Below are 19,251 nucleotides of genomic sequence, written 5' to 3' on the forward strand. Positions count from 1 at the left end.
CTCCTGTGGACTGGGTAAATCTGGTTTGACTTATCTGACCTATTGCGTCGCTTCGGTGCAGCAGCGCCGCGCTGGCAACAGGTGGTAGCGGTGGGCACCCAGGCTTGGGTGCCCGAGCCGCTTACTCGCCTGTCGCCTTGGCGATGATTTCCTTGGCGACGTTCGTCGGGACTTCGGCGTAGGTGTCGAACTGCATCGAGTAGTTCGCGCGCCCGGCCGTCTTCGACCGCAGGTCGCCGACGTAACCGAACATCTCCGACAGCGGCACGACGGCCTTGACCGTGCGGTCGTTGCCCCGCTCGCCCATCTCCTGGACCATGCCGCGACGGGAGTTGATGTCGCCGATGACATCGCCCATGTTGTCTTCAGGGCAGATGACCTCGACGGACATCATGGGTTCGAGGATCACCGGACGAGCCCGCTTCGCGGCCTCCTTCAGCGCCATGCGACCCGCGATCTTGAAGGCCATCTCCGAGGAGTCGACCTCGTGGTACTGACCGTCGATCAGTTCCATCTTCACGCCCACCAGCGGGAAGCCCGCCAGGACGCCGTCTTCGAGCGCGGACTCCGCGCCGGCCTTGACCGACGGGATGTACTCGCGCGGGATGCGGCCACCGGTGATCTTGTCGTCGAACGCGAAGATCGGGTCCTCGTTCGTCTTCATCTCCAGCGGCTCGAGGTTGACCAGCACGCGCGCGAACTGACCGGAACCACCGGTCTGCTTCTTGTGCAGGTACTCGACCTTCTCGACCCGCTGGGTGACCGTCTCGCGGTAGGCCACCTGCGGCTTGCCGATGTTGGCCTCGACGTTGAACTCCCGCTTCATGCGGTCGACCAGGATGTCGAGGTGCAGCTCGCCCATGCCGGAGATGATCGTCTGGCCGGAGTCCTCGTCGGTCTTGACCCGGAACGTCGGGTCCTCTTCGGCGAGACGCTGGATCGCGGTGGCCAGCTTGTCCTGGTCGGCCTTCGACTTGGGCTCGATGGCCACGTCGATGACCGGCTCGGGGAAGATCATCGACTCCAGGATCACCTGCGAGTTCGAGTCGGTCAGCGTGTCACCGGTCGTGGTGGCCTTGAGGCCCTGGATCGCGATGATGTCGCCGGCCTGCGCGTCCTTGCGCTCTTCGCGCTTGTTCGCGTGCATCTGGTAGATCTTGCCGATGCGCTCTTTGCGGCTCTTGGTCGAGTTCATGACCTGCGTGCCGGTCTCGATCGTGCCCGAGTAGATCCGGGCGTAGGTGAGACGCCCGAGGTGCTTGTCGGTCTGGATCTTGAACGCGAGGGCCGCGAAGGGCTCCTCGACGTCCGCGTGACGCTCGGCGGGGGTCTCGTTGTCGGTGAGGGTCCCCTGGATCGCCGTGATGTCGAGCGGGCTCGGCAGGTAGTCCACGACCGCGTCGAGCAGGGGCTGGACGCCCTTGTTCTTGAACGCGGTACCGCACAGGACCGGGTTGATCTGGTTGGCGATGGTCGCCTTCCGGATCGCGGCCTTGACGTCGGCGGTCGAGATCTCCTCGCCCTCCAGGAAGCGCTCGGCGAACTCGTCGTCGGCGTCCGAGAGGGTCTCCAGCAGCTTCTCGCGGTACTCGGCGGCCTGGTCGGCGAGATCGGCGGGGATCTCCTCGACCGTGTACTCCTCGCCCAGACCGGTCTCGCCGCGCCACACCTTGGCGTGCATCTCGACCAGGTCGACGACGCCGATGAAGTCGGACTCGTTCCCGATCGGAAGCTGGATCACCGCGGTGTTGGAGTTGAGGCGGTCCTGCATCATCTCGACGCAGCGGAAGAAGTTCGCACCCGTGCGGTCGAGCTTGTTGACGAAGCACATGCGAGGCACGTTGTACTTGTTGGCCTGGCGCCAGACGTTCTCCGTCTGCGGCTCGACGCCCGCGACACCGTCGTAGACGGCGATCGCGGAGTCCAGCACGCGCAGGGAGCGCTCGACCTCGACGGTGAAGTCGACGTGGCCGGGCGTGTCGATGATCTGGATGATGTGGTCGTCCCACTCGCACTTGGTAGCGGCGGAGGTGATGGTGATACCACGCTCCTGCTCCTGCTCCATCCAGTCCATCGTGGCAGCGCCGTCGTGGACCTCGCCGATCTTGTGCGACACGCCCGTGTAGTACAGGATGCGCTCGGTGGTGGTGGTCTTACCGGCGTCGATGTGGGCCATGATGCCGATGTTGCGGAGCTTGGCGAGCTCGGCGTTGGCTTTGTTAGCCACGATGTCTCCTTCTCACTACCAGCGGTAGTGCGCGAACGCCTTGTTGGAATCGGCCATCTTGTGCGTGTCCTCACGCTTCTTGACAGCCGCACCGAGACCGTTCGAGGCGTCCAGGATCTCGTTGGTCAGACGCTCGACCATGCTCTTCTCGCGGCGGTCGCGGGAGTACCCGACGAGCCAGCGCAGGCCCAGCGTGGTGGCGCGCTGCGGGCGCACGTCCACGGGGACCTGGTAGGTGGCGCCACCGACGCGGCGGGAGCGGACCTCGAGGGTCGGCTTCACGTTGTCGAGGGCGCGCTTGAGGATGACCACGGGGTCGGAGTCAGCCTTCTTGCGGCAGTTCTCCAGCGCTTCGTAGACGATGCGCTCGGCCAGGCGGCGCTTGCCGTCCTTGAGGACCTTGTTGATCAGCTGGGTGACGAGCACCGAGTTGTAGACCGGGTCGGCGGTAAGCGGCCGGCGCGGCGCGGGACCTTTACGCGGCATGGCTTACTTCTCCTTCTTCGCGCCGTAGCGGCTGCGGGCCTGCTTGCGGTCGCGGACACCCTGGGTGTCGAGCGCGCCACGGATGATCTTGTAGCGGACACCGGGGAGGTCGCGGACGCGACCGCCGCGCACGAGCACGATCGAGTGCTCCTGGAGGTTGTGACCCACGCCCGGGATATAGGCGGTGACCTCGGTGCCGTTCATGAGACGCACGCGGGCGACCTTGCGCATGGCCGAGTTCGGCTTCTTCGGCGTGGTCGTGTACACGCGGGTGCACACGCCGCGCGCCTGCGGGCTGCCCTTCAGCGCGGGCGTCTTGTTCTTGCTGGTCTTGGCCTTGCGGCCCTTCCTGACCAGCTGCTGGATGGTTGGCACTAAGCCGACCCCCCTCAACTCTCGACGGTTGCGTATTCCTGACTGGTCGACGCCATCTTGTCCACCCTCGCCGCGCGGGCCGTGAACGGCCTGGTCGCATGGCATGGGTTCCCGTCCCCCGCGTTCGGGCGTGTCGCGTCTCTCCGGACCCATACCCGCCACGTCGCAGACCGAAGTCCGCGCTGCGCAGGTTCAGACGCGTTCGCTGACGTATCCCTGATGGGACCGGCTATCAGAACCGATGTCGGCGAAGCCCCCAGTGCGAGGGATGCGTGCCGATGGCGCCGGCCGGCGGGGCCGAAGCTCCGCAGCCTTGCAGGCACGCAACCTGGCCTGGCTCTCACGGGGACCGAGCTGCCGGAGTTGACAGGGCCACCATGCCGCTCAAAGCGGTGTCCAGGCGCAAGGGAAAAGCCTACCTAGCCTAACGAACAAGGTCAAAGCCGTTTTATCCCCGCGGGGCATCCGTGTTCACAGTCACCCGTTGCGGAGGAGACGAACCTTGACCGGCTCGTTCGATGCGGTAGACACACCGTGGCCCATCTTAGCTCGCTGAATGGGACCCCACCGCGCGGGATGCCCCGTCGGCGACGTTGTTCACCAGCAGTTCCCTAGCGCGTCGCCGCCGTGGCCGCGACGTTCCCGCCGTACTCGGCCCCGCCCGCGTCCCGGGCCAACGCGAGCACCCACACCAGCAGCATCACCACGACCACCCCGGCCGCGATACCGATGGCGACCCACGCGGTCCGCCGGACGGCGGCCAGGCGCGAGCCTCCGGTGAGGAACCCCTCGGACGCGAGGATGTCGGCCTCGGCCTGCTTGGCGAGCACGAGCGCCACGACCGCCGGAATCACCCCGCCGACGAACACCGACAACGCCACCCCGACCCCGGCCAGCAACCGAGCCGCCACCAGCTTCGTCGACTCCACAGGCTCAGCATCGAAAGGATGCCGAACCCCCCGCCCGATCTCAACCACCCGCCCATCCTAGGGCGTTGCGACGCACACCACTGCGACACACTCGCGACGCGCCCTCGTAATCCCTCCCTTGATTGATACGAACGGTAAGAATCTTGGGTATGATAACGAGCATGAAAGTAAGTCTGAGCATTCCTGACGAGGACGTGCGCTTCCTCGACAACTTCGCGCGTGAGCACGGCATCGCCTCCCGCTCGGCCGCGGTGCAGCGCAGCATCGCGATGCTGCGCGAGGCGGAGCTCGGTAAACAGTACGAAGCCGCCTGGGACGAGTGGTACGGGTCCGAAGACGCGAAACTGTGGGACTCGATCACAGGCGACGGGATCACCGATGAGGAGAGGTGACATCTACCTGATCGACTTCGAGCCCTCGCGCGGCTCTGAAGCGAACAAGGTCCGACCCGCGGTCATCGTCACCAATGACCACGCGAATCGCCAAGCCGAGCGCCTCGGCCGCGGCGTGCTCACGGTCGTACCGATGACGACCAACACGAAGAAGGTCTTCCCGTTCCAAGTGTTCCTTCCCGCTGAAACGACCGGGCTCGACCACGACTCCAAGGCCCAGGCTGAACAGCTCAAGGCAGCCGACGTCGAGCGGATCTACAGCCGGATCGGATCGGTCAACGCCGAGTTGATGTCACAGATCGACGACGCCATCCGAGTACACCTCAACCTCCGATAGAAAGACCCGGTGGGGCCGGGCGCTTTTCGCGCTCGGCCCCACCGGGTCTTTTCTGGTTGCCGTCGGGAATCGGCGTTTTGTGGCTAGAAGGAACCCAGGTCGTACGAGTCCTCAAGGCTGACCGCGGGGCCGCCGCCGTAGGCGAAGGCGTTCGCGGTCGTGTCCTCGTAGCCGCCGAGGGAGTAGACCGCGGCCTTGGCTTCCTCGGTGGGTTCGACGGACACGTTGCGGTACTTGGCGATGCCGGTACCGGCCGGGATGAGCTTGCCGAGGATCACGTTCTCCTTGAGGCCGACCAGCGAGTCGGACTTGCCGGAGATCGCCGCTTCGGTGAGCACCCGGGTGGTCTCCTGGAACGAGGCCGCGGACAGCCACGACTCGGTCGCCAAGGAGGCCTTGGTGATGCCCATCAGCTGCGGGCGGCCGGAGGCCGGCTCGCCGCCGTCGGCGATGATCTTGCGGTTCTGCTCCTCGAACTCCAGGCGGTCGACCAGGGAGCCCGGCAGGAACTCCGAGGTGCCCGAGTCGATGATCGTGATCCGCTTGAGCATCTGGCGCACGATGATCTCGATGTGCTTGTCGTGGATCATCACGCCCTGCGAGCGGTACACGTCCTGGACCTGCTCCACCAGGTGGCGCTGGACCTTGCGCGGACCGAGCACGCGCAGCAGCTCGTGCGGGTCGATGGTGCCCTCGACGAGCTTCTCGCCGACCTCGACGTGCTCGCCCTCGCCCACGCGCAGGCGCAGGCGACGCGGGACCTTGTCGACCACGATCTCCTCGGACCCGTCGTCCGGGGTGATGATGATCTTGCGGCTCTTCTCGGCGTCCTCGATGCGCACGGTGCCGCTCGCCTCGGCGATCGGCGCCTTGCCCTTGGGGATGCGCGCCTCGAAGACCTCCTGCACACGCGGCAGACCCTGCGTGATGTCGTCACCGGCCACACCACCGGTGTGGAAGGTGCGCATCGTCAGCTGGGTGCCGGGCTCACCGATCGACTGCGCGGCGATGATGCCGACGGCCTCGCCGAGGTCGACCTTCTCGCCGGTGGGCATCGAACGGCCGTAGCAGGCCGCGCAGACGCCCTGGCGGGACTCGCAGGTGAGCACCGAGCGGACCTTGACGTTGGTGACGCCCGCGGCCACCAGCTCGGCGATGTGGTCGGAGTTCAGCGACGTGTTCCGAGGCAGCAGGACCTTGCCGTCGACCTCCACGTCGTCGGCGAGGTTGCGCGCGTCGATCGAGGTCTCGACCAGGTCGGACTCGATCAGGCTCCCCTCGATCTCGACGGCGATCGGGAAGTCGAGCGCCCGGTCGGTGCCGCAGTCGTCCTCGCGGATGATGACGTCCTGCGACACGTCCACCAGACGACGGGTCAGGTAACCCGAGTCGGCGGTCCGCAGCGCGGTGTCGGCCAGGCCCTTGCGCGAACCGTGGGTGGAGATGAAGTACTCCAGCACCGTCAGGCCCTCGCGCAGCGAGGACTTGATCGGACGCGGGATGATCTCGCCCTTCGGGTTCGCCACCAGGCCGCGCATGCCGGCGATCTGGCGGAGCTGGAGCATGTTGCCTCGCGCGCCCGAGTTGATCATCTGCCACAGCGGGTTCTCCGGCTGGAGCGTCTCGTTGAGGTCGTCGAGCACCTCGGCCGTGGCCTTGGTCCAGATCTCGGTGAGCTCGCCGCGGCGCTCCTCGGCCGTCATCAGACCGCGCACGTACTGCTTGTCGATCTTGGCGGAGTCCGCTTCGTACTTCTCCAGGATCTCGGCCTTGTGCGCCGGCTCCACCACGTCCTCGATGCCGATGGTCACACCCGACCAGCCGGCCCAGCGGAAGCCCGCGGACTTCAAGGCGTCCAGGCAGGCGCCCAGCTGCACCTTCGAGTAGTGCTCGGACAGGTCGTGGATGATGTTCGACAGCTGTCCCTTGCGGACTTCGTAGTTGACGTACTCGAAGTCCGGCGGCAGGCACTCGTTGAAGAACACGCGGCCGAGCGTGGTCTCGACCAGCAGCGGCTCGCCGGGGGTCCAGCCCTCGGGGGCCGTCCACTCCTCGCCGCCGCCGTTGTTGATCGACTCGATGCCGTCCAGGCGGATTCGGATGCGCGACTGGAGGTCCAGCTCACCGCGGTCCTTCGCCATCTGGGCCTCGCCGACGTCCGAGAACGCCCGACCCTCGCCCGGACGCCCCTCGGAGAGGTGCGTCAGGTAGTACAGGCCGATGATCTGGTCCTGCGTGGGCAGGGCCACCGGCTTGCCGTCCGAGGGCTTGAGGATGTTGTTCGACGCCAGCATCAGGATGCGGGCCTCGGCCTGGGCCTCGGCCGACAGCGGCACGTGCACGGCCATCTGGTCGCCGTCGAAGTCGGCGTTGAACGCGGTGCACACCAGCGGGTGCAGCTGGATGGCCTTGCCCTCGACCAGCTGCGGCTCGAAGGCCTGGATGCCGAGGCGGTGCAGCGTGGGCGCGCGGTTGAGCAGGACCGGGTGCTCGGAGATGACCTCTTCGAGCACGTCCCACACGACCGGACGCGCGCGCTCGACCATGCGCTTGGCCGACTTGATGTTCTGCGCGTGGTTCAGGTCCACCAGGCGCTTCATCACGAACGGCTTGAACAGTTCGAGGGCCATCTGCTTGGGCAGACCGCACTGGTGGAGCTTGAGGCGCGGGCCGACCACGATGACCGAACGGCCCGAGTAGTCCACGCGCTTGCCCAGCAGGTTCTGACGGAACCGGCCCTGCTTGCCCTTGAGCATGTCCGAGAGCGACTTGAGCGGACGGTTGCCCGGGCCCGTCACCGGGCGGCCGCGGCGGCCGTTGTCGAACAGCGCGTCCACCGACTCCTGGAGCATCCGCTTCTCGTTGGCGACGATGATCTCGGGCGCGCCGAGGTCCATCAGCCGCTTGAGGCGGTTGTTGCGGTTGATCACGCGGCGGTACAGGTCGTTGAGGTCCGAGGTCGCGAACCGGCCGCCGTCGAGCTGCACCATCGGGCGCAGCTCCGGCGGGATCACCGGGACGCAGTCGAGGACCATGCCCAGCGGCGAGTTGCCGGTGGCCTGGAACGCGGCCACGACCTTCAGGCGCTTGAGCGCGCGGAGCTTCTTCTGGCCCTTGCCGGTCGCGATCGTCTCGCGCAGGCTCTGCGCCTCGGCGTCCAGGTCCAGGTTCTCCAGCAGGTTCTTGATGGACTCCGCGCCCATCCCGCCCGAGTAGTACTCGCCGAAACGCTGCTGCAGCTCGCGGTAGAGCATCTCGTCGCCGATGAGCTGGCGCACCTCGAGCTTGCGGAAGGTGTCCATGACCTCGTCGAGACGGTCGATCTCACGCTGGGCCTTGTCGCGGATCTGGCGCATCTCCCTCTCGCCGCCGTCCTTGACCTTGCGGCGGACGTCGGCGCGGGCGCCCTCGGCCTCCAGCTCGGCCATGTCGGCCTCCAGCTTCGAGGCGCGCTCCTCGATCGCGGCGTCGCGCTGCTGCTCGAGGTGGCGCTTCTCGGCCACGATCTCGTTCTCCAGGGTCGGCAGGTCCCGCTGGCGGGCCTCCTCGTCGACCGCGGTCACGACGTAGGCCGCGAAGTAGATGACCTTCTCCAGGTCCTTCGGCGCCAGGTCGAGCAGGTAGCCCAGACGGGACGGCACACCCTTGAAGTACCAGATGTGCGTCACCGGCGCGGCGAGCTCGATGTGGCCCATCCGCTCGCGGCGGACCTTCGAGCGGGTCACCTCGACGCCGCAGCGCTCACAGATGATGCCCTTGAAGCGAATGCGCTTGTACTTGCCGCAGTAGCACTCCCAGTCCCGGGTGGGACCGAAGATCTTCTCGCAGAAGAGACCGTCCTTCTCGGGCTTGAGGGTGCGGTAGTTGATGGTCTCGGGCTTCTTCACCTCGCCGTGCGACCACTGCCGGATGTCCTCCGCGGTCGCGAGGCCGATCTTCAACTTGTCGAAGAAGTTGACGTCGAGCACTGAACTCTTCTTCCCCTTGTGATTCTTAAGGATTGGATGAGACGTAAGGGAGGGCGGGTGTTCGATTCCCCGCCCTCACTCGACGTCAGGCGCTTTCGAAGTCCACGGACGAGGGCTCTTCGTGGGACAGGTCGATCCCCAGCTCCTCGGCCGCGCGGAAGACCTCGTCGTCGCTCTCGGTCATCTGGATGGCCTGCCCGTCGGCGGACAGCACCTCCACGTTGAGACAGAGCGACTGGAGCTCCTTGAGCAGCACCTTGAACGATTCGGGAATGCCCGGCTCGGGCACGTTCTCGCCCTTGACGATGGCCTCGTAGACCTTCACGCGGCCGACCACGTCGTCGGACTTGATCGTCAGCAGCTCCTGCAACGCGTACGCCGCGCCGTAGGCCTGCATCGCCCAGCACTCCATCTCACCGAAGCGCTGGCCACCGAACTGGGCCTTACCGCCGAGCGGCTGCTGGGTGATCATCGAGTACGGACCGGTCGAACGCGCGTGGATCTTGTCGTCGACCATGTGGTTGAGCTTCAGGATGTACATGTAGCCCACGGAGATCGGGTCCGGGAACGGCTCGCCGGTGCGACCGTCGAACAGCTGCGCCTTGCCCGTGGGGGCGACCATGCGCTGGCCGTCGCGGTTGGGCAGCGTGTTCGCCAGGACGCCCTGGACCTCCTCGGGGTGGGCGCCGTCGAACACCGGCGTCCCGACCTTCGAGTCGGCTGGGGCCTCGTCGGCCCCGATGGCCTTGAGGGCCTGCTGCCAGGCCTCGTCGAAGCCCTCCAGCTTCCAGCCGGTCTTGGCCGCCCAGCCCAAGTGGACTTCCAGTACCTGGCCGATGTTCATACGGCCCGGCACACCCAGCGGGTTGAGCAGGATGTCGATCGGGGTGCCGTCGGGCAGGAACGGCATGTCCTCCTGCGGCACGACCTTGGAGATGACGCCCTTGTTGCCGTGGCGGCCGGCGAGCTTGTCGCCCACGCCGATCTTGCGCTTCTGCGCGATGTACACGCGCACCAGCTCGTTGACGCCAGGGCTCAGCTCGTCGCCGTCCTCGCGCGAGAAGGTGCGGACGCCGATGACGGTGCCGGCCTCGCCGTGCGGGACCTTGAGCGAGGTGTCGCGGACCTCGCGGGCCTTCTCGCCGAAGATCGCGCGGAGCAGGCGCTCCTCGGGGGTCAGCTCGGTCTCACCCTTGGGCGTGACCTTGCCGACGAGGATGTCGCCGTCCTCGACCTCGGCGCCGATGCGGATGATGCCGCGGTCGTCGAGGTCGGAGAGCATCTCCTCGCCCACGTTCGGGATGTCCCGGGTGATCTCTTCGGGACCGAGCTTGGTGTCGCGGGCGTCGACCTCGTGCTCGTCGATGTGGATCGAGGTGAGCACGTCCTCCTCGACCAGACGCGAGGAGAGCACGATGGCGTCCTCGAAGTTCTGGCCCTCCCAGGTGGTGAACGCGACCAGCAGGTTCTTGCCGAGGGCCATCTCGCCCTTGTCGGTCGAAGGACCGTCGGCGATCGGCTGCCCGGCCTCGACGCGCTCGCCCTCGGTGACCAGGGGCACCTGGTTGATGCACGAACCGGCGTTGGAGCGACGGAACTTGTGCAGCAGGTAGGTGCGGCGCATGCCGTTGTCCTGCGCGATGGTGATGTAGTCGGCGCTGGAGTCCTCGACGATGCCCTCGGCCTCGGCGACGACCACGTCACCGGCGTCGACGGCGGCCCGGTACTCCATGCCGGTGCCCACCAGCGGCGAGTCGGTCTTGATCAGCGGCACGGCCTGGCGCTGCATGTTCGCGCCCATGAGGGCGCGGTTGGCGTCGTCGTGCTCCAGGAACGGGACCAGCGCGGTCGCGACCGAGGTCATCTGGCGCGGCGAGACGTCCATGAAGTCGATCTCGTCGGCCGTGAGCAGCTCGGCCTCGCCACCGTGGCGCCCGCGGGCCAGGACCTGCGCGTCGACGAACGAACCGTCGTCGTTGAGCAGCTGGTTCGCCTGCGCGATGGTGAAGCGGTCCTCTTCGTCGGCCGTGAGGTACTGGATGTCGTCGGTGACCTTGCCGTTCTCGACCTTCCGGTACGGCGTCTCGATGAAGCCGAACGGGTTGACGCGGGCGAAGGTCGACATCGCGCCGATGAGGCCGATGTTCGGGCCTTCGGGCGTCTCGATCGGGCACATGCGGCCGTAGTGCGACGGGTGCACGTCGCGCACGTCCATGGCGGCGCGGTCGCGGGACAGACCACCGGGGCCGAGCGCCGAGAGGCGACGGCGGTGGGTCAGGCCCGTGATCGGGTTGACCTGGTCCATGAACTGCGACAGCTGCGAGGTTCCGAAGAACTCCTTGATCGCGGCCACGACGGGGCGGATGTTGATCAGGGTCTGCGGCGTGATCGCCTCGACGTCCTGGGTCGTCATCCGCTCGCGCACGACGCGCTCCATGCGGGAGAGGCCCACCCGGATCTGGTTCTGGATGAGCTCGCCGACGGTGCGCAGGCGGCGGTTGCCGAAGTGGTCGATGTCGTCGGGGCCGTAACCGGGCTCGGCCGAGTGCAGGCGCAGCATGAACTCGATCGTGGCGGCCAGGTCGTCCTCGGTGAGGACGCCGGTCGCGATCGGGGTGTCCAGGCCGAACTTCTTGTTGACCTTGTACCGGCCGACCTTGGCGAGGTCGTAGCGCTTCTTGTTGAAGAACAGGTTCTCCAAGAGCGACTGCGCGTTGTCCTTCGTGGGCGGCTCGCCCGGACGGAGCTTGCGGTAGATGTCGAGCAGGGCCTCGTCCTGCGAGTTGATGGTGTCCTTCTCCAGGGTCGCCATCATGAGCTCGGACCAGCCGAAGCGCTCGCGGATGCGGTCGTTGTCCCAGCCGATGGCCTTGAGCAGCACGGTCACGGCCTGGCGCCGCTTGCGGTCGACGCGCACGCCGACGGTCTCGCGCTTGTCGACGTCGAACTCGAGCCACGCGCCGCGGCCGGGGATGACCTTGGCGCTGGTGAGGTCGCGGTCGGAGGTCTTGTCGGGCTGCTTGTCGAAGTACACGCCCGGCGAGCGCACGAGCTGCGAGACCACGACGCGCTCGGTGCCGTTGACGATGAAGGTGCCCTTCGGGGTCATCATGGGGAAGTCGCCCATGAAGACCGTCTGGCTCTTGATCTCACCGGTGGTGTGGTTGATGAACTCCGCCGTGACGAACAGCGGGGCACAGTACGTGAGGTCCTTCTCGCGGCACTCCTCGATGGGGGCCTTGACCTCGTCGAAGCGAGGATTGGAGAAGGACAGGCTCATGGTGCCCGAGAAGTCCTCGATCGGGCTGATCTCTTCGAGGATCTCGTCGAGGCCGCTCACGGCGTCCTCGCCCACCCGAGCGCGGTACGCGTCGTTGCCGACGAGCCAGTCGAACGAGTCGGTCTGGAGCGCCAGAAGGTTCGGGACTTCGAGTTTCTCTTCGATCCTGCCGAACGAGATACGGCGAGGTGCGTGCTTGCTCTTGCTGGAGCTGGTCTTGCCAGTGCGGGAAGCTGCCAAGATTCGTCCTTCCGAGGACCTTGAACGTTACGACGGCCGGCGCATGCCACAGTCACCGCATCAATGCGGGATCGACGAGGACAGCCGGAGGCAGGCGTCGGATCGAGGCACCATGTCAAGAACATGGTGCGTCACGTCGGTCGACAGCCTGGAATCCCCACCGTCCACGACCCTCACCGCGTCAAGAAGGCGTGAAGGAGGCAGCGCAAATTAATAGCTTAATGTACGCTCCGGCGACTGTCAACTTCCCCACCGGGGGGTGGGGTAAGTCATGACGACAATCTCTCGCGCTGCCGAAGTTCCTCCCGTTTCGGGCCCGGCCCTGGGGCCGCCTGCTGTCTGCCTCCGGACCGCGAACCGCGGTCCTTGCGCCCGCCGCGGCTCCGGGACCAGCCCGAGGCCTGCGAACGTAGCGCGCGCCACGCAATGGCGCTTGAGGAACTAGTTTGCAGGATCAAGTCACAGTTCGTCAAGTCAGGCGTCTCATTCGCCCGGATGCGCCCCTTCGCCCCGGAAGACTGAACCTGGGCTCGCGCGGGCCGCACTTGCGCGTGCGCCGAAGGGCGAGCCGCAGCACATGAGGGCGAAGAGCGGCCCGAGAAGTGGCGCGCGAAGGACGCGACGGCGATACCGGAATCGCCCATACGAGCGACAACCTCGGGCGTGTCGCAAAACGGACGGCTAGGGCGTGGTGACGCGCAGCGACGCGGGGTCCGCGCCGAGGACGGGTCCCGAGGCGAGCAAGGAAGCCGGGACCCGTCCGCGGCCTCGCCATGCCACGCCACGCCGCGGGCGGATTCACCGAGCGCGGAGCGAGCCGCCCGCGGGGGCGGGCGGCTCGGGTCCTGGCGGTGTGTTCGGTGTGATGCGGGTCGGGACGCCGTTGCGTCGCCTTCGACGGGCCGGGGCCCGGTCGGGTTGCGGCGTCCCGCCCTCGCACCTGGCGGCTGTGGGGCCGCCTCGTCTTGTACAACGAGCCGGCACCGCGAAGGTGACGGCGCTTCACGGCGCGGCCGGGGTCAGGCCCCGATGAGCTCCTGGGACTTGTCGAGGGCGGCCTTGAGCTCGTCCTGCCAGGTGAACAGCTCGGGCTCGATCGACTGGTAGAACTCCAGGTGGACGGCTTCCCAGGCGGCCGGGGCCGCCTCGCTGAGGCCGCTCTCGGCGCCGCATTCGACGAAGTCGACGGCGACCTCGGTCTCGTGCCGGCGCAGCCCCTCGAAGTCGGCGGGCAGGTCCGAGGGCGGGGTGGGCACCCCTTCGGAGTAGCTCGACCCATCGGTCGACTCCCACTGGCCGGTGTACACGCCGATGAAGTAGCCGGTGTAGTAGACGGTGCCGAACTCGTCGTACTCCCAGGCGCCTCGGTCGCGGTCGATGAGGCAGTCGAGGAACGCGGACTCCTCGGCGGCGATGCGCTCGCGGTAGGTCGGGAGGATGTCTTCCCAGCCGGAGCCGGCGAACTCGGGTGAATCGGGGCGGCCCGACCAGGCGGCGGTGCCCTCTTCCTCGTCGACGACCAGTTCGGGCTCGCCGTAGAGTCCCTCGGTCATCTCCAGCAGGCAGCCGTCGGGCTTGGGCGTCGTGGCCCCGCCGGACTCTTCGCGCCAGTCCTCCCACTCCTCGTCGGTGAGGCCCTGCCAGGCGGCGAACCCGGTGCCTCCGTAGGCGACGTACCAGGCGAGCTTGTCGTCCTCGGAGAGCGCTTCGAACGCGGAGTTGTCGATGCTCCCCTGTTCTCCGTCGAAGCCGAGCTCAGCCGCGTCGGTCTCCGAATCGCTCCGGTCGGCGTGGCGCAGGTCCATGTACTCGTCGTAGTCGGGCGCGGCCATGCCCTCGTCGGTGTTCGCCCACTCGCCGAAGCCCCACTTCGCCGCCATGTCCGGGTCGGGGAAGAGGTCCATCGCGGGAGCGTCGCCGGAGGCCAGGGACTCCAGCTCGAGACCGGCGCCTGAATCCAGGATCGTGAATTTGTCGTGGACGGTGAACCCCTCGTCTTCGAGGCACTGCTCGAGGATCCGGTTCTCGGCCGTCACCAGTTCCGAGAGCAGTCGGTCCGATTCGTTGAGCAGCGCCAGGAGGTCGGTCTGGGTTCCCTCCCCCGGGGGCCGGTTCTTCTCGGCCTCCTCGCCCTCGGGCGAATCGCCGCAACCCGCGAGGGCCAGCGCCGAGGCGAGGGCGAGGGCCCCGGCCGCTCTGGTCCACTGTGTGCTTCTCAGCCGTGTCATGTCGCTGCTTTCTCGGAGGTGGATCGGGCGTACCCCCTCTTATACGGGCGGGAAGGTGGATCCGTTGCCCCCGTATGCGATCCGTCTCGCCCGGTTCAGCCGCCGACGACGTCCTGGGCCTGTGCCAGGGCTTCGCGTAGGTCGTCCTGGTAGGTGAAGAGCTCGGTCTCGATGGAGGTGTAGAAGTCGAGCTGCACGCGGTCGTAGGCGGCGGTGGCGACTTCGCGGTAGCCGGAGGTCTCGCCGCAGTCGACGAAGGCGAGCGCGAGCTCGACCTCGAAGGCTTTGCGGCCCTCCAGGTCGGTGGGGACGTCGGTCGGCGGGGCGGGGAAGGCGGGGGCGTCGAGCTCTTCACCGTCGACGCCGACCCATTCCATCTCGGGGTAGTAGACGGCGCTGAGGTGGCGGCCGACGGGCAGGGCTCCGGTGTCGTCGAAGACCCAACCTTCGCGGCCGTCTTCGGCGAGGCAGTCGACCATGGCGTCTTCCGCTTCGGCGACGGCGGACCGGTACTCGGCCAGCAGTGCGGCCTGGTCGGCCGAGTCCTCGGGGTTCTCCGGGCCCCAGGTCCACACGTAGGCGTCGCTCTGGCCGGTGACCGGGACCGGGCGGGGCTGGTCGTAGAGGGTCTCGATCATCTCCAGGACGCAGCCGCCGGGCGCGGGGGCGACCGACGCGTCGGGGTTCCCGGTGAGTTCGAGGTTGGCGTCCGGGTCGACTTGGGGCTCTTCGATGTCCAGGAACTCGACGGCGAACTCGTAGCCGGTGCGGTGGACGGCCCAGTCCTGGCCCATGAAGGCGATGTACCAGTCGAGGAGGGCTTCGGGTTCGAGCTCGTTGAACTCGGCGTAGGCGGCATCGGCATCGGCGAACTCGGGCCAGAACCGCTCCATGTACTCCTGGTAGACGCCGGTGGTCATGGCCTGGTCGGTGCTGGCCCAGCGGCCGAAGCCCCATTCCAGGGCGATCTCGCGGTCGAGCAGGAAGCCTGAGAAGGGGTAGCGCTCGACGAGCGACTGCTGCTCGGCGGTGTCCCAGATCTGCAACTCGTAGGGGTCGTGCAGGGTGTGGCCCTGCTCCTCCATGCAGTCGAGGACGATGCGGCGTTCGATGTCGCCGAGTTCGTCTTCGAGGCGGCGGTTCTCGTTGAGCGAGGCGAGGAGGGCCGCTGCGCCGGTGGGTTCTTCGGGATCGTCGTCGCCGAAGAGGGTGCAGCCGCCGAGAGCGAGGGCTGCGGCCAGGGCGGGGGCGATGAGGGGGCGAGGGGTCACGGGTTCGGTTCCTTCCGGGTCCACACTGGTGTGCCACTGAAGGTACGACGCCGCGGGGCGGTGGAACGGTTGTGGCCCGGGCCGCGCCCCATCTGCGCGACCCGGGCCTCTTTTTCCCCGATAGAGAGGTGGCTCGTTAGGCGTCCAGGATCTCCTGGGCCTTCTTGATGGCGTCGTTCATCTCGTCCTGCCAGGCGTAGAAGTCCTCTTCGAGGGCGCTGTAGGCCTTGAGGTTGGCCGCTTCGTAGGCGTCCTCGGAGGTCTTGGCGTAGTCGGTCTCTTCACCGCATTCGGCGAAGTCGACGGCCAGCTTGGACTCGTAGACCTTCCACTCCTCGTAGGAGGAGCCGGCGTCGTCGGGCAGCGGCGGGACCTCGATGGAGGAGGGGCCGTCGGACCACCACATCCGCTCTTCTTCGCTGGCGTTCTGGTAGTAGAGCTCGGCGAAGAACTCCCAGATCGGGAGGCTGTTGTACTCGGTGAACTCCCAGCCTTCGTGGCCGCGGGCGCTGATGCAGTCGAGGAACTCGTACTGGGTGTCGCCCATGGCGTCGGCGTAGTCGAACTCGATGGTCTCCCAGAACTCGTCGCCGCCGTAGCTGGGGTTCTCGGGGCGGTAGCTCCAGTAGGAGTAGCCGCCGCCGCCGTCGTCCTCGAAGGTCTCCTCGACGAGGGTGGGCTCGCCGTAGAGGGCCTGGATCATCTCCATCTGGCAGCCGCCGGGCTTGGGCTCGACGTACATCTCATCGTTCTCGACCACGAGCGAGCCGTCGTCCTCGGGGAAGTCTTCGACGATGTCGCCTTCGGCCGACTCGTCGTAGTCGCCCTCACCGGTGTACATGTCGGTGTACTCCTGGAGCGTCCCGTAGTTCTGGGTGACGTACTCCTCGCCGTAGAAGGCGACGTACCAGTTGTACTGGTCTTCGGGTTCTTGGCCTTCGAACTCGGAGTTGTCGGGCTCTTCCCAGTCGTCGCCCTCTTCCTCTTCCCACTTGGCGTTCTGGGCGTCGTAGTACTCCTCGGACGCGGGGTCCTCCCAGCCGTCGGGGCTGTTGGCCCACTGGCCGAAGCCGTACTCGGCGGCCTCGTCGGGGTCGATGAGGAATTCCTCATGGGGGTAGTAGTCGGTGAGGGATTCCTGCTCGTAGGCGTCCCAGCTCATGATCGACCACTGGTCGTGGATCGTGAAGCCCTGCGCTTCAAGGCAGTTCTGGATGATGCGGTATTCCGCGGCCGAGAGCTCGGCTTCGATGCGGTAGCCCTCGTTGAGCATGCCGACCAGACGGGCCTCGTCCGATTCGGGTTCTTCGCCGCCGAGGCCGAGCGCGCCGCAACCGGCGGTGAGTGCGAGCGCGGCCGCTGCGCCGATGGCGGCCGCCCCTCTCCTTACGGACATCGTCTGTCTCCTTGTGTGCGTGCGGTGTCTACCGGCAAGACGTGGCGATGGGCGGGTTTCGTTGCAGGCGGGAGGGAATCTTCTGAGAAATCTCCGCGGGGCGCGAAAAAAGGGGCCGCACTGCCTTGCGGCAGTGCGGCCCCTCGGTCCGCTCGAAGACTCGAAAGTCCTGAGTGGAAGGTCGCGATTACTTGAGCGACACGGTGGCGCCGGCGCCTTCGAGGGCCTCCTTGGCCTTCTCCGCGTCTTCCTTCTTCGCGCCTTCGACGACAGCCTTGGGGGCGCTCTCGACGAGCTCCTTGGCTTCCTTGAGGCCGAGGCCGGTCAGGCCGCGAACTTCCTTGATGACCTTGATCTTGGACTCGCCGGCCGACTCGAGGACGACGTCGAAGGTGTCCTTCTCGACGGCGGCTTCGCCACCGGCGGCGGGGCCGGCAGCGGCCACGGCGACGGGAGCGGCAGCGGTGACGTCGAACTCTTCCTCGAACGCCTTGACGAACTCGGAGACCTCGAGGAGGGTCATCTCCTTGAAAGCGTCGAGCAGCTCGGTCGTGGAAAGCTTAGCCATGTTGGTTCCTTTCTTTAAAGTCTCGGGCTAGCGGCGCTACTCGCCACTGGCCGCCTTCTTGTCCTGGAGAGCCGCACCGAGCCGGGCCACCTGCGAAGCAGGGGCGGCGAGCACGGAGGCGGTCTTCTGGGCGGTGGCCTTCATCGCGCCGGCGAGCTTCGCCAGCAGCACTTCGCGCGATTCGAGGTCGGCGAGCTTGGTGATCTCGTCGACCGAGAGGGCTTTGCCCTCCATGAATCCGCCCTTGATGACCAGGGCTTCGTGCGTCTTGGCGAAGTTGCGCAGGCCCTTCGCGGCTTCCACCGGGTCGCCTTCGATGAAGGTGATCGCGGTGGGACCGGTGAACAGCTCGTCCAGACCGGTCACGCCGGCCTGGTTCGCGGCGCGCTTGGCGAGGGTGTTCTTGGCGACGCGGTAACGCGTGCCCTCGCCGAGGGAACGCCGGAGCTCGCGCAGTTCTGCAACGGTCAGGCCGCGGTACTCGGTGAGCACCGTGGCGTTCGCGTTGGAGAAGTCTTCGGCGAGTTCGGCGATGGCGGTCTGCTTACCCGCCGGGTATTCCCGTTCAGCCATAATTCCCTCCTCTCTCGGCTGATCAATCCTCAACCGTCGCGGAGACGTCGAAAAGGCGCCCCGCGGGACGCCTCATCACTGGAACCTGGACCGAACGAGTCGGCACCAACATGGTTGCTTCGATAGTCGCCCTACGTCGGTCCCGGGTGGTTTACAACCGCGCAAGGCGGTGACCGAACGGTCTTTGGGTTGTTGACTCCAGACTAACACCCAGGATGCGCGAAGCCCCGGCGCAGGAGCCTGCGCCGGGGCTTCGTCACATCTGGGGTCTACTTGACCTTGACCGCCTGCGGGTCGACCGGGATGCCCGGGCCCATGGTGGTCGAGACGGTGACCTTCTTGATGTACACGCCCTTGGAGCTGGACGGCTTCAGGCGCTGCACCTCTTCGAGAGCGGCGTTGTAGTTCTCGGCGAGCTGCTCGGGCGAGAAGCTGGCCTTGCCGATCGGCAGGTGCAGGTTGGCGTGCTTGTCGACGCGGAAGGCGATCTTGCCGGCCTTGATCTCGGTGACGGCCTTCGCGACGTCCGGCGTGACGGTGCCGGTCTTCGGGTTCGGCATGAGACCGCGCGGGCCCAGGATGCGCGCGATCCGGCCGATCTTGGCCATCTGGTCGGGAGTGGCGACGGCGGCGTCGAAGTCGAGCCAGCCCTCGGAGATCCGCTTGACCAGTTCGTCGGAGCCGACCTCGTCGGCGCCGGCGGCGACGGCGGCCTCGGCCTTGTCGCCTTCGGCGAAGGCGATCACGCGGACGGTCTTGCCCGTGCCGTGGGGCAGGGAGACGGTGCCGCGGACCAGCTGGTCGGCCTGACGCGGGTCGACGCCGAGGCGCAGAGCGACCTCAACGGTGGCGTCGAACTTGGTCGGGGAGGTCTCCTTGGCGAGGCCGACGGCCTCGGTGGGAGCGTAGAGCTGCGACCGGTCGACCTTCTTGGCCAGGTCTTGGTACTTCTTGCTGCGCTTCATGATTCATCCTTCGGAT

The 19,251-nt window shown here is 66.9% G+C and carries 14 protein-coding genes; 2 read left to right on the top strand and 12 right to left on the bottom strand.

All coding sequences use genetic code 11. The features are described from left to right. Positions 1-121: 121 nt before the first annotated feature. The 4 genes from fusA to AB0B28_RS13085 all read right to left on the bottom strand — a co-directional run bounded on the left by fusA (position 122) and on the right by AB0B28_RS13085 (position 4,017). The gene (fusA, locus tag AB0B28_RS13070) at positions 122-2,230 is read right to left on the bottom strand and encodes an elongation factor G (protein WP_360120378.1); all 2,109 of its coding nucleotides are present in this window, start codon (positions 2,228-2,230) and stop codon (positions 122-124) included. Between the two features lie 12 nt (positions 2,231-2,242). After that, positions 2,243-2,713: a 30S ribosomal protein S7 gene (gene rpsG / locus AB0B28_RS13075; protein WP_030155149.1), complete on the bottom strand. Its 471-nt coding sequence runs from the start codon at positions 2,711-2,713 to the stop codon at positions 2,243-2,245. A gap of 3 nt (positions 2,714-2,716) precedes the next feature. Continuing rightward, on the bottom strand, positions 2,717-3,088 hold the full coding sequence (gene rpsL, locus AB0B28_RS13080; RefSeq protein WP_091039811.1) for a 30S ribosomal protein S12: 372 nt from the start codon (positions 3,086-3,088) through the stop codon (positions 2,717-2,719). A gap of 611 nt (positions 3,089-3,699) precedes the next feature. Continuing rightward, on the bottom strand, positions 3,700-4,017 hold the full coding sequence (locus AB0B28_RS13085) for a hypothetical protein (protein ID WP_360120317.1): 318 nt from the start codon (positions 4,015-4,017) through the stop codon (positions 3,700-3,702). A 161-nt stretch (positions 4,018-4,178) separates the two neighbouring features. Here AB0B28_RS13085 and AB0B28_RS13090 point away from each other — a divergent pair, with 161 nt between their 5' ends. Both AB0B28_RS13090 and AB0B28_RS13095 read left to right on the top strand, forming a co-directional pair. Beyond that, positions 4,179-4,409 carry a ribbon-helix-helix domain-containing protein gene (locus AB0B28_RS13090; RefSeq protein ID WP_360120319.1) on the top strand — a complete coding sequence of 77 codons (231 nt, stop codon included), beginning with the start codon at positions 4,179-4,181 and terminating at the stop codon, positions 4,407-4,409. Then, positions 4,396-4,746, top strand: coding sequence for a type II toxin-antitoxin system PemK/MazF family toxin (locus tag AB0B28_RS13095; RefSeq protein ID WP_360120321.1), 351 nt, complete (start codon positions 4,396-4,398; stop codon positions 4,744-4,746). Before AB0B28_RS13090 ends, AB0B28_RS13095 begins: the two co-directional genes overlap by 14 nt. An 83-nt stretch (positions 4,747-4,829) precedes the next feature. Here the strand turns inward: AB0B28_RS13095 and AB0B28_RS13100 are convergent, their stop codons facing one another. The 8 genes from AB0B28_RS13100 to rplA form a co-directional block, all read right to left on the bottom strand. Next, entirely contained in the window at positions 4,830-8,714 is a 3,885-nt protein-coding gene (locus tag AB0B28_RS13100; protein WP_360120323.1) for a DNA-directed RNA polymerase subunit beta', read from the bottom strand. An 85-nt stretch (positions 8,715-8,799) separates the two neighbouring features. Then, entirely contained in the window at positions 8,800-12,234 is a 3,435-nt protein-coding gene (locus tag AB0B28_RS13105; RefSeq protein WP_360120325.1) for a DNA-directed RNA polymerase subunit beta, read from the bottom strand. A gap of 1,019 nt (positions 12,235-13,253) precedes the next feature. Continuing rightward, complete coding sequence (locus AB0B28_RS13110; RefSeq protein WP_360120327.1) at positions 13,254-14,462, bottom strand: hypothetical protein; 1,209 nt, start codon at positions 14,460-14,462, stop codon at positions 13,254-13,256. A gap of 95 nt (positions 14,463-14,557) precedes the next feature. After that, positions 14,558-15,733: a hypothetical protein gene (locus tag AB0B28_RS13115; RefSeq protein WP_360120329.1), complete on the bottom strand. Its 1,176-nt coding sequence runs from the start codon at positions 15,731-15,733 to the stop codon at positions 14,558-14,560. Between the two features lie 136 nt (positions 15,734-15,869). Continuing rightward, complete coding sequence (locus AB0B28_RS13120) at positions 15,870-17,129, bottom strand: hypothetical protein (protein ID WP_360120331.1); 1,260 nt, start codon at positions 17,127-17,129, stop codon at positions 15,870-15,872. 187 nt (positions 17,130-17,316) lie between these two features. Beyond that, positions 17,317-17,697, bottom strand: coding sequence for a 50S ribosomal protein L7/L12 (gene rplL / locus AB0B28_RS13125; RefSeq protein WP_360120333.1), 381 nt, complete (start codon positions 17,695-17,697; stop codon positions 17,317-17,319). Positions 17,698-17,733: 36 nt separating this feature from the next. Further along, complete coding sequence (rplJ, locus tag AB0B28_RS13130; protein WP_360120335.1) at positions 17,734-18,270, bottom strand: 50S ribosomal protein L10; 537 nt, start codon at positions 18,268-18,270, stop codon at positions 17,734-17,736. 269 nt (positions 18,271-18,539) lie between these two features. Beyond that, positions 18,540-19,235: a 50S ribosomal protein L1 gene (gene rplA / locus AB0B28_RS13135; RefSeq protein WP_360120337.1), complete on the bottom strand. Its 696-nt coding sequence runs from the start codon at positions 19,233-19,235 to the stop codon at positions 18,540-18,542. Between the last annotated feature and the right edge of the window lie 16 nt (positions 19,236-19,251).

The organism is Glycomyces sp. NPDC046736 (assembly GCF_040645615.1).
In the GTDB taxonomy this organism is placed as follows: domain Bacteria; phylum Actinomycetota; class Actinomycetes; order Mycobacteriales; family Micromonosporaceae; genus Glycomyces.

What these genes read in the sequence shown, in the direction of transcription:
- rpsG (WP_030155149.1), bottom strand. Translation starts at nt 2,713, where the DNA reads ATGCCGCGTAAAGGTCCCGCGCCGCGCCGGCCGCTTACCGCCGACCCG.
- AB0B28_RS13090 (WP_360120319.1), top strand. Translation starts at nt 4,179, where the DNA reads ATGAAAGTAAGTCTGAGCATTCCTGACGAGGACGTGCGCTTCCTCGAC.
- AB0B28_RS13095 (WP_360120321.1), top strand. Translation starts at nt 4,396, where the DNA reads ATGAGGAGAGGTGACATCTACCTGATCGACTTCGAGCCCTCGCGCGGC.
- AB0B28_RS13110 (WP_360120327.1), bottom strand. Translation starts at nt 14,462, where the DNA reads ATGACACGGCTGAGAAGCACACAGTGGACCAGAGCGGCCGGGGCCCTC.
- AB0B28_RS13120 (WP_360120331.1), bottom strand. Translation starts at nt 17,129, where the DNA reads ATGTCCGTAAGGAGAGGGGCGGCCGCCATCGGCGCAGCGGCCGCGCTC.
- rplL (WP_360120333.1), bottom strand. Translation starts at nt 17,697, where the DNA reads ATGGCTAAGCTTTCCACGACCGAGCTGCTCGACGCTTTCAAGGAGATG.
- rplJ (WP_360120335.1), bottom strand. Translation starts at nt 18,270, where the DNA reads ATGGCTGAACGGGAATACCCGGCGGGTAAGCAGACCGCCATCGCCGAA.
- rplA (WP_360120337.1), bottom strand. Translation starts at nt 19,235, where the DNA reads ATGAAGCGCAGCAAGAAGTACCAAGACCTGGCCAAGAAGGTCGACCGG.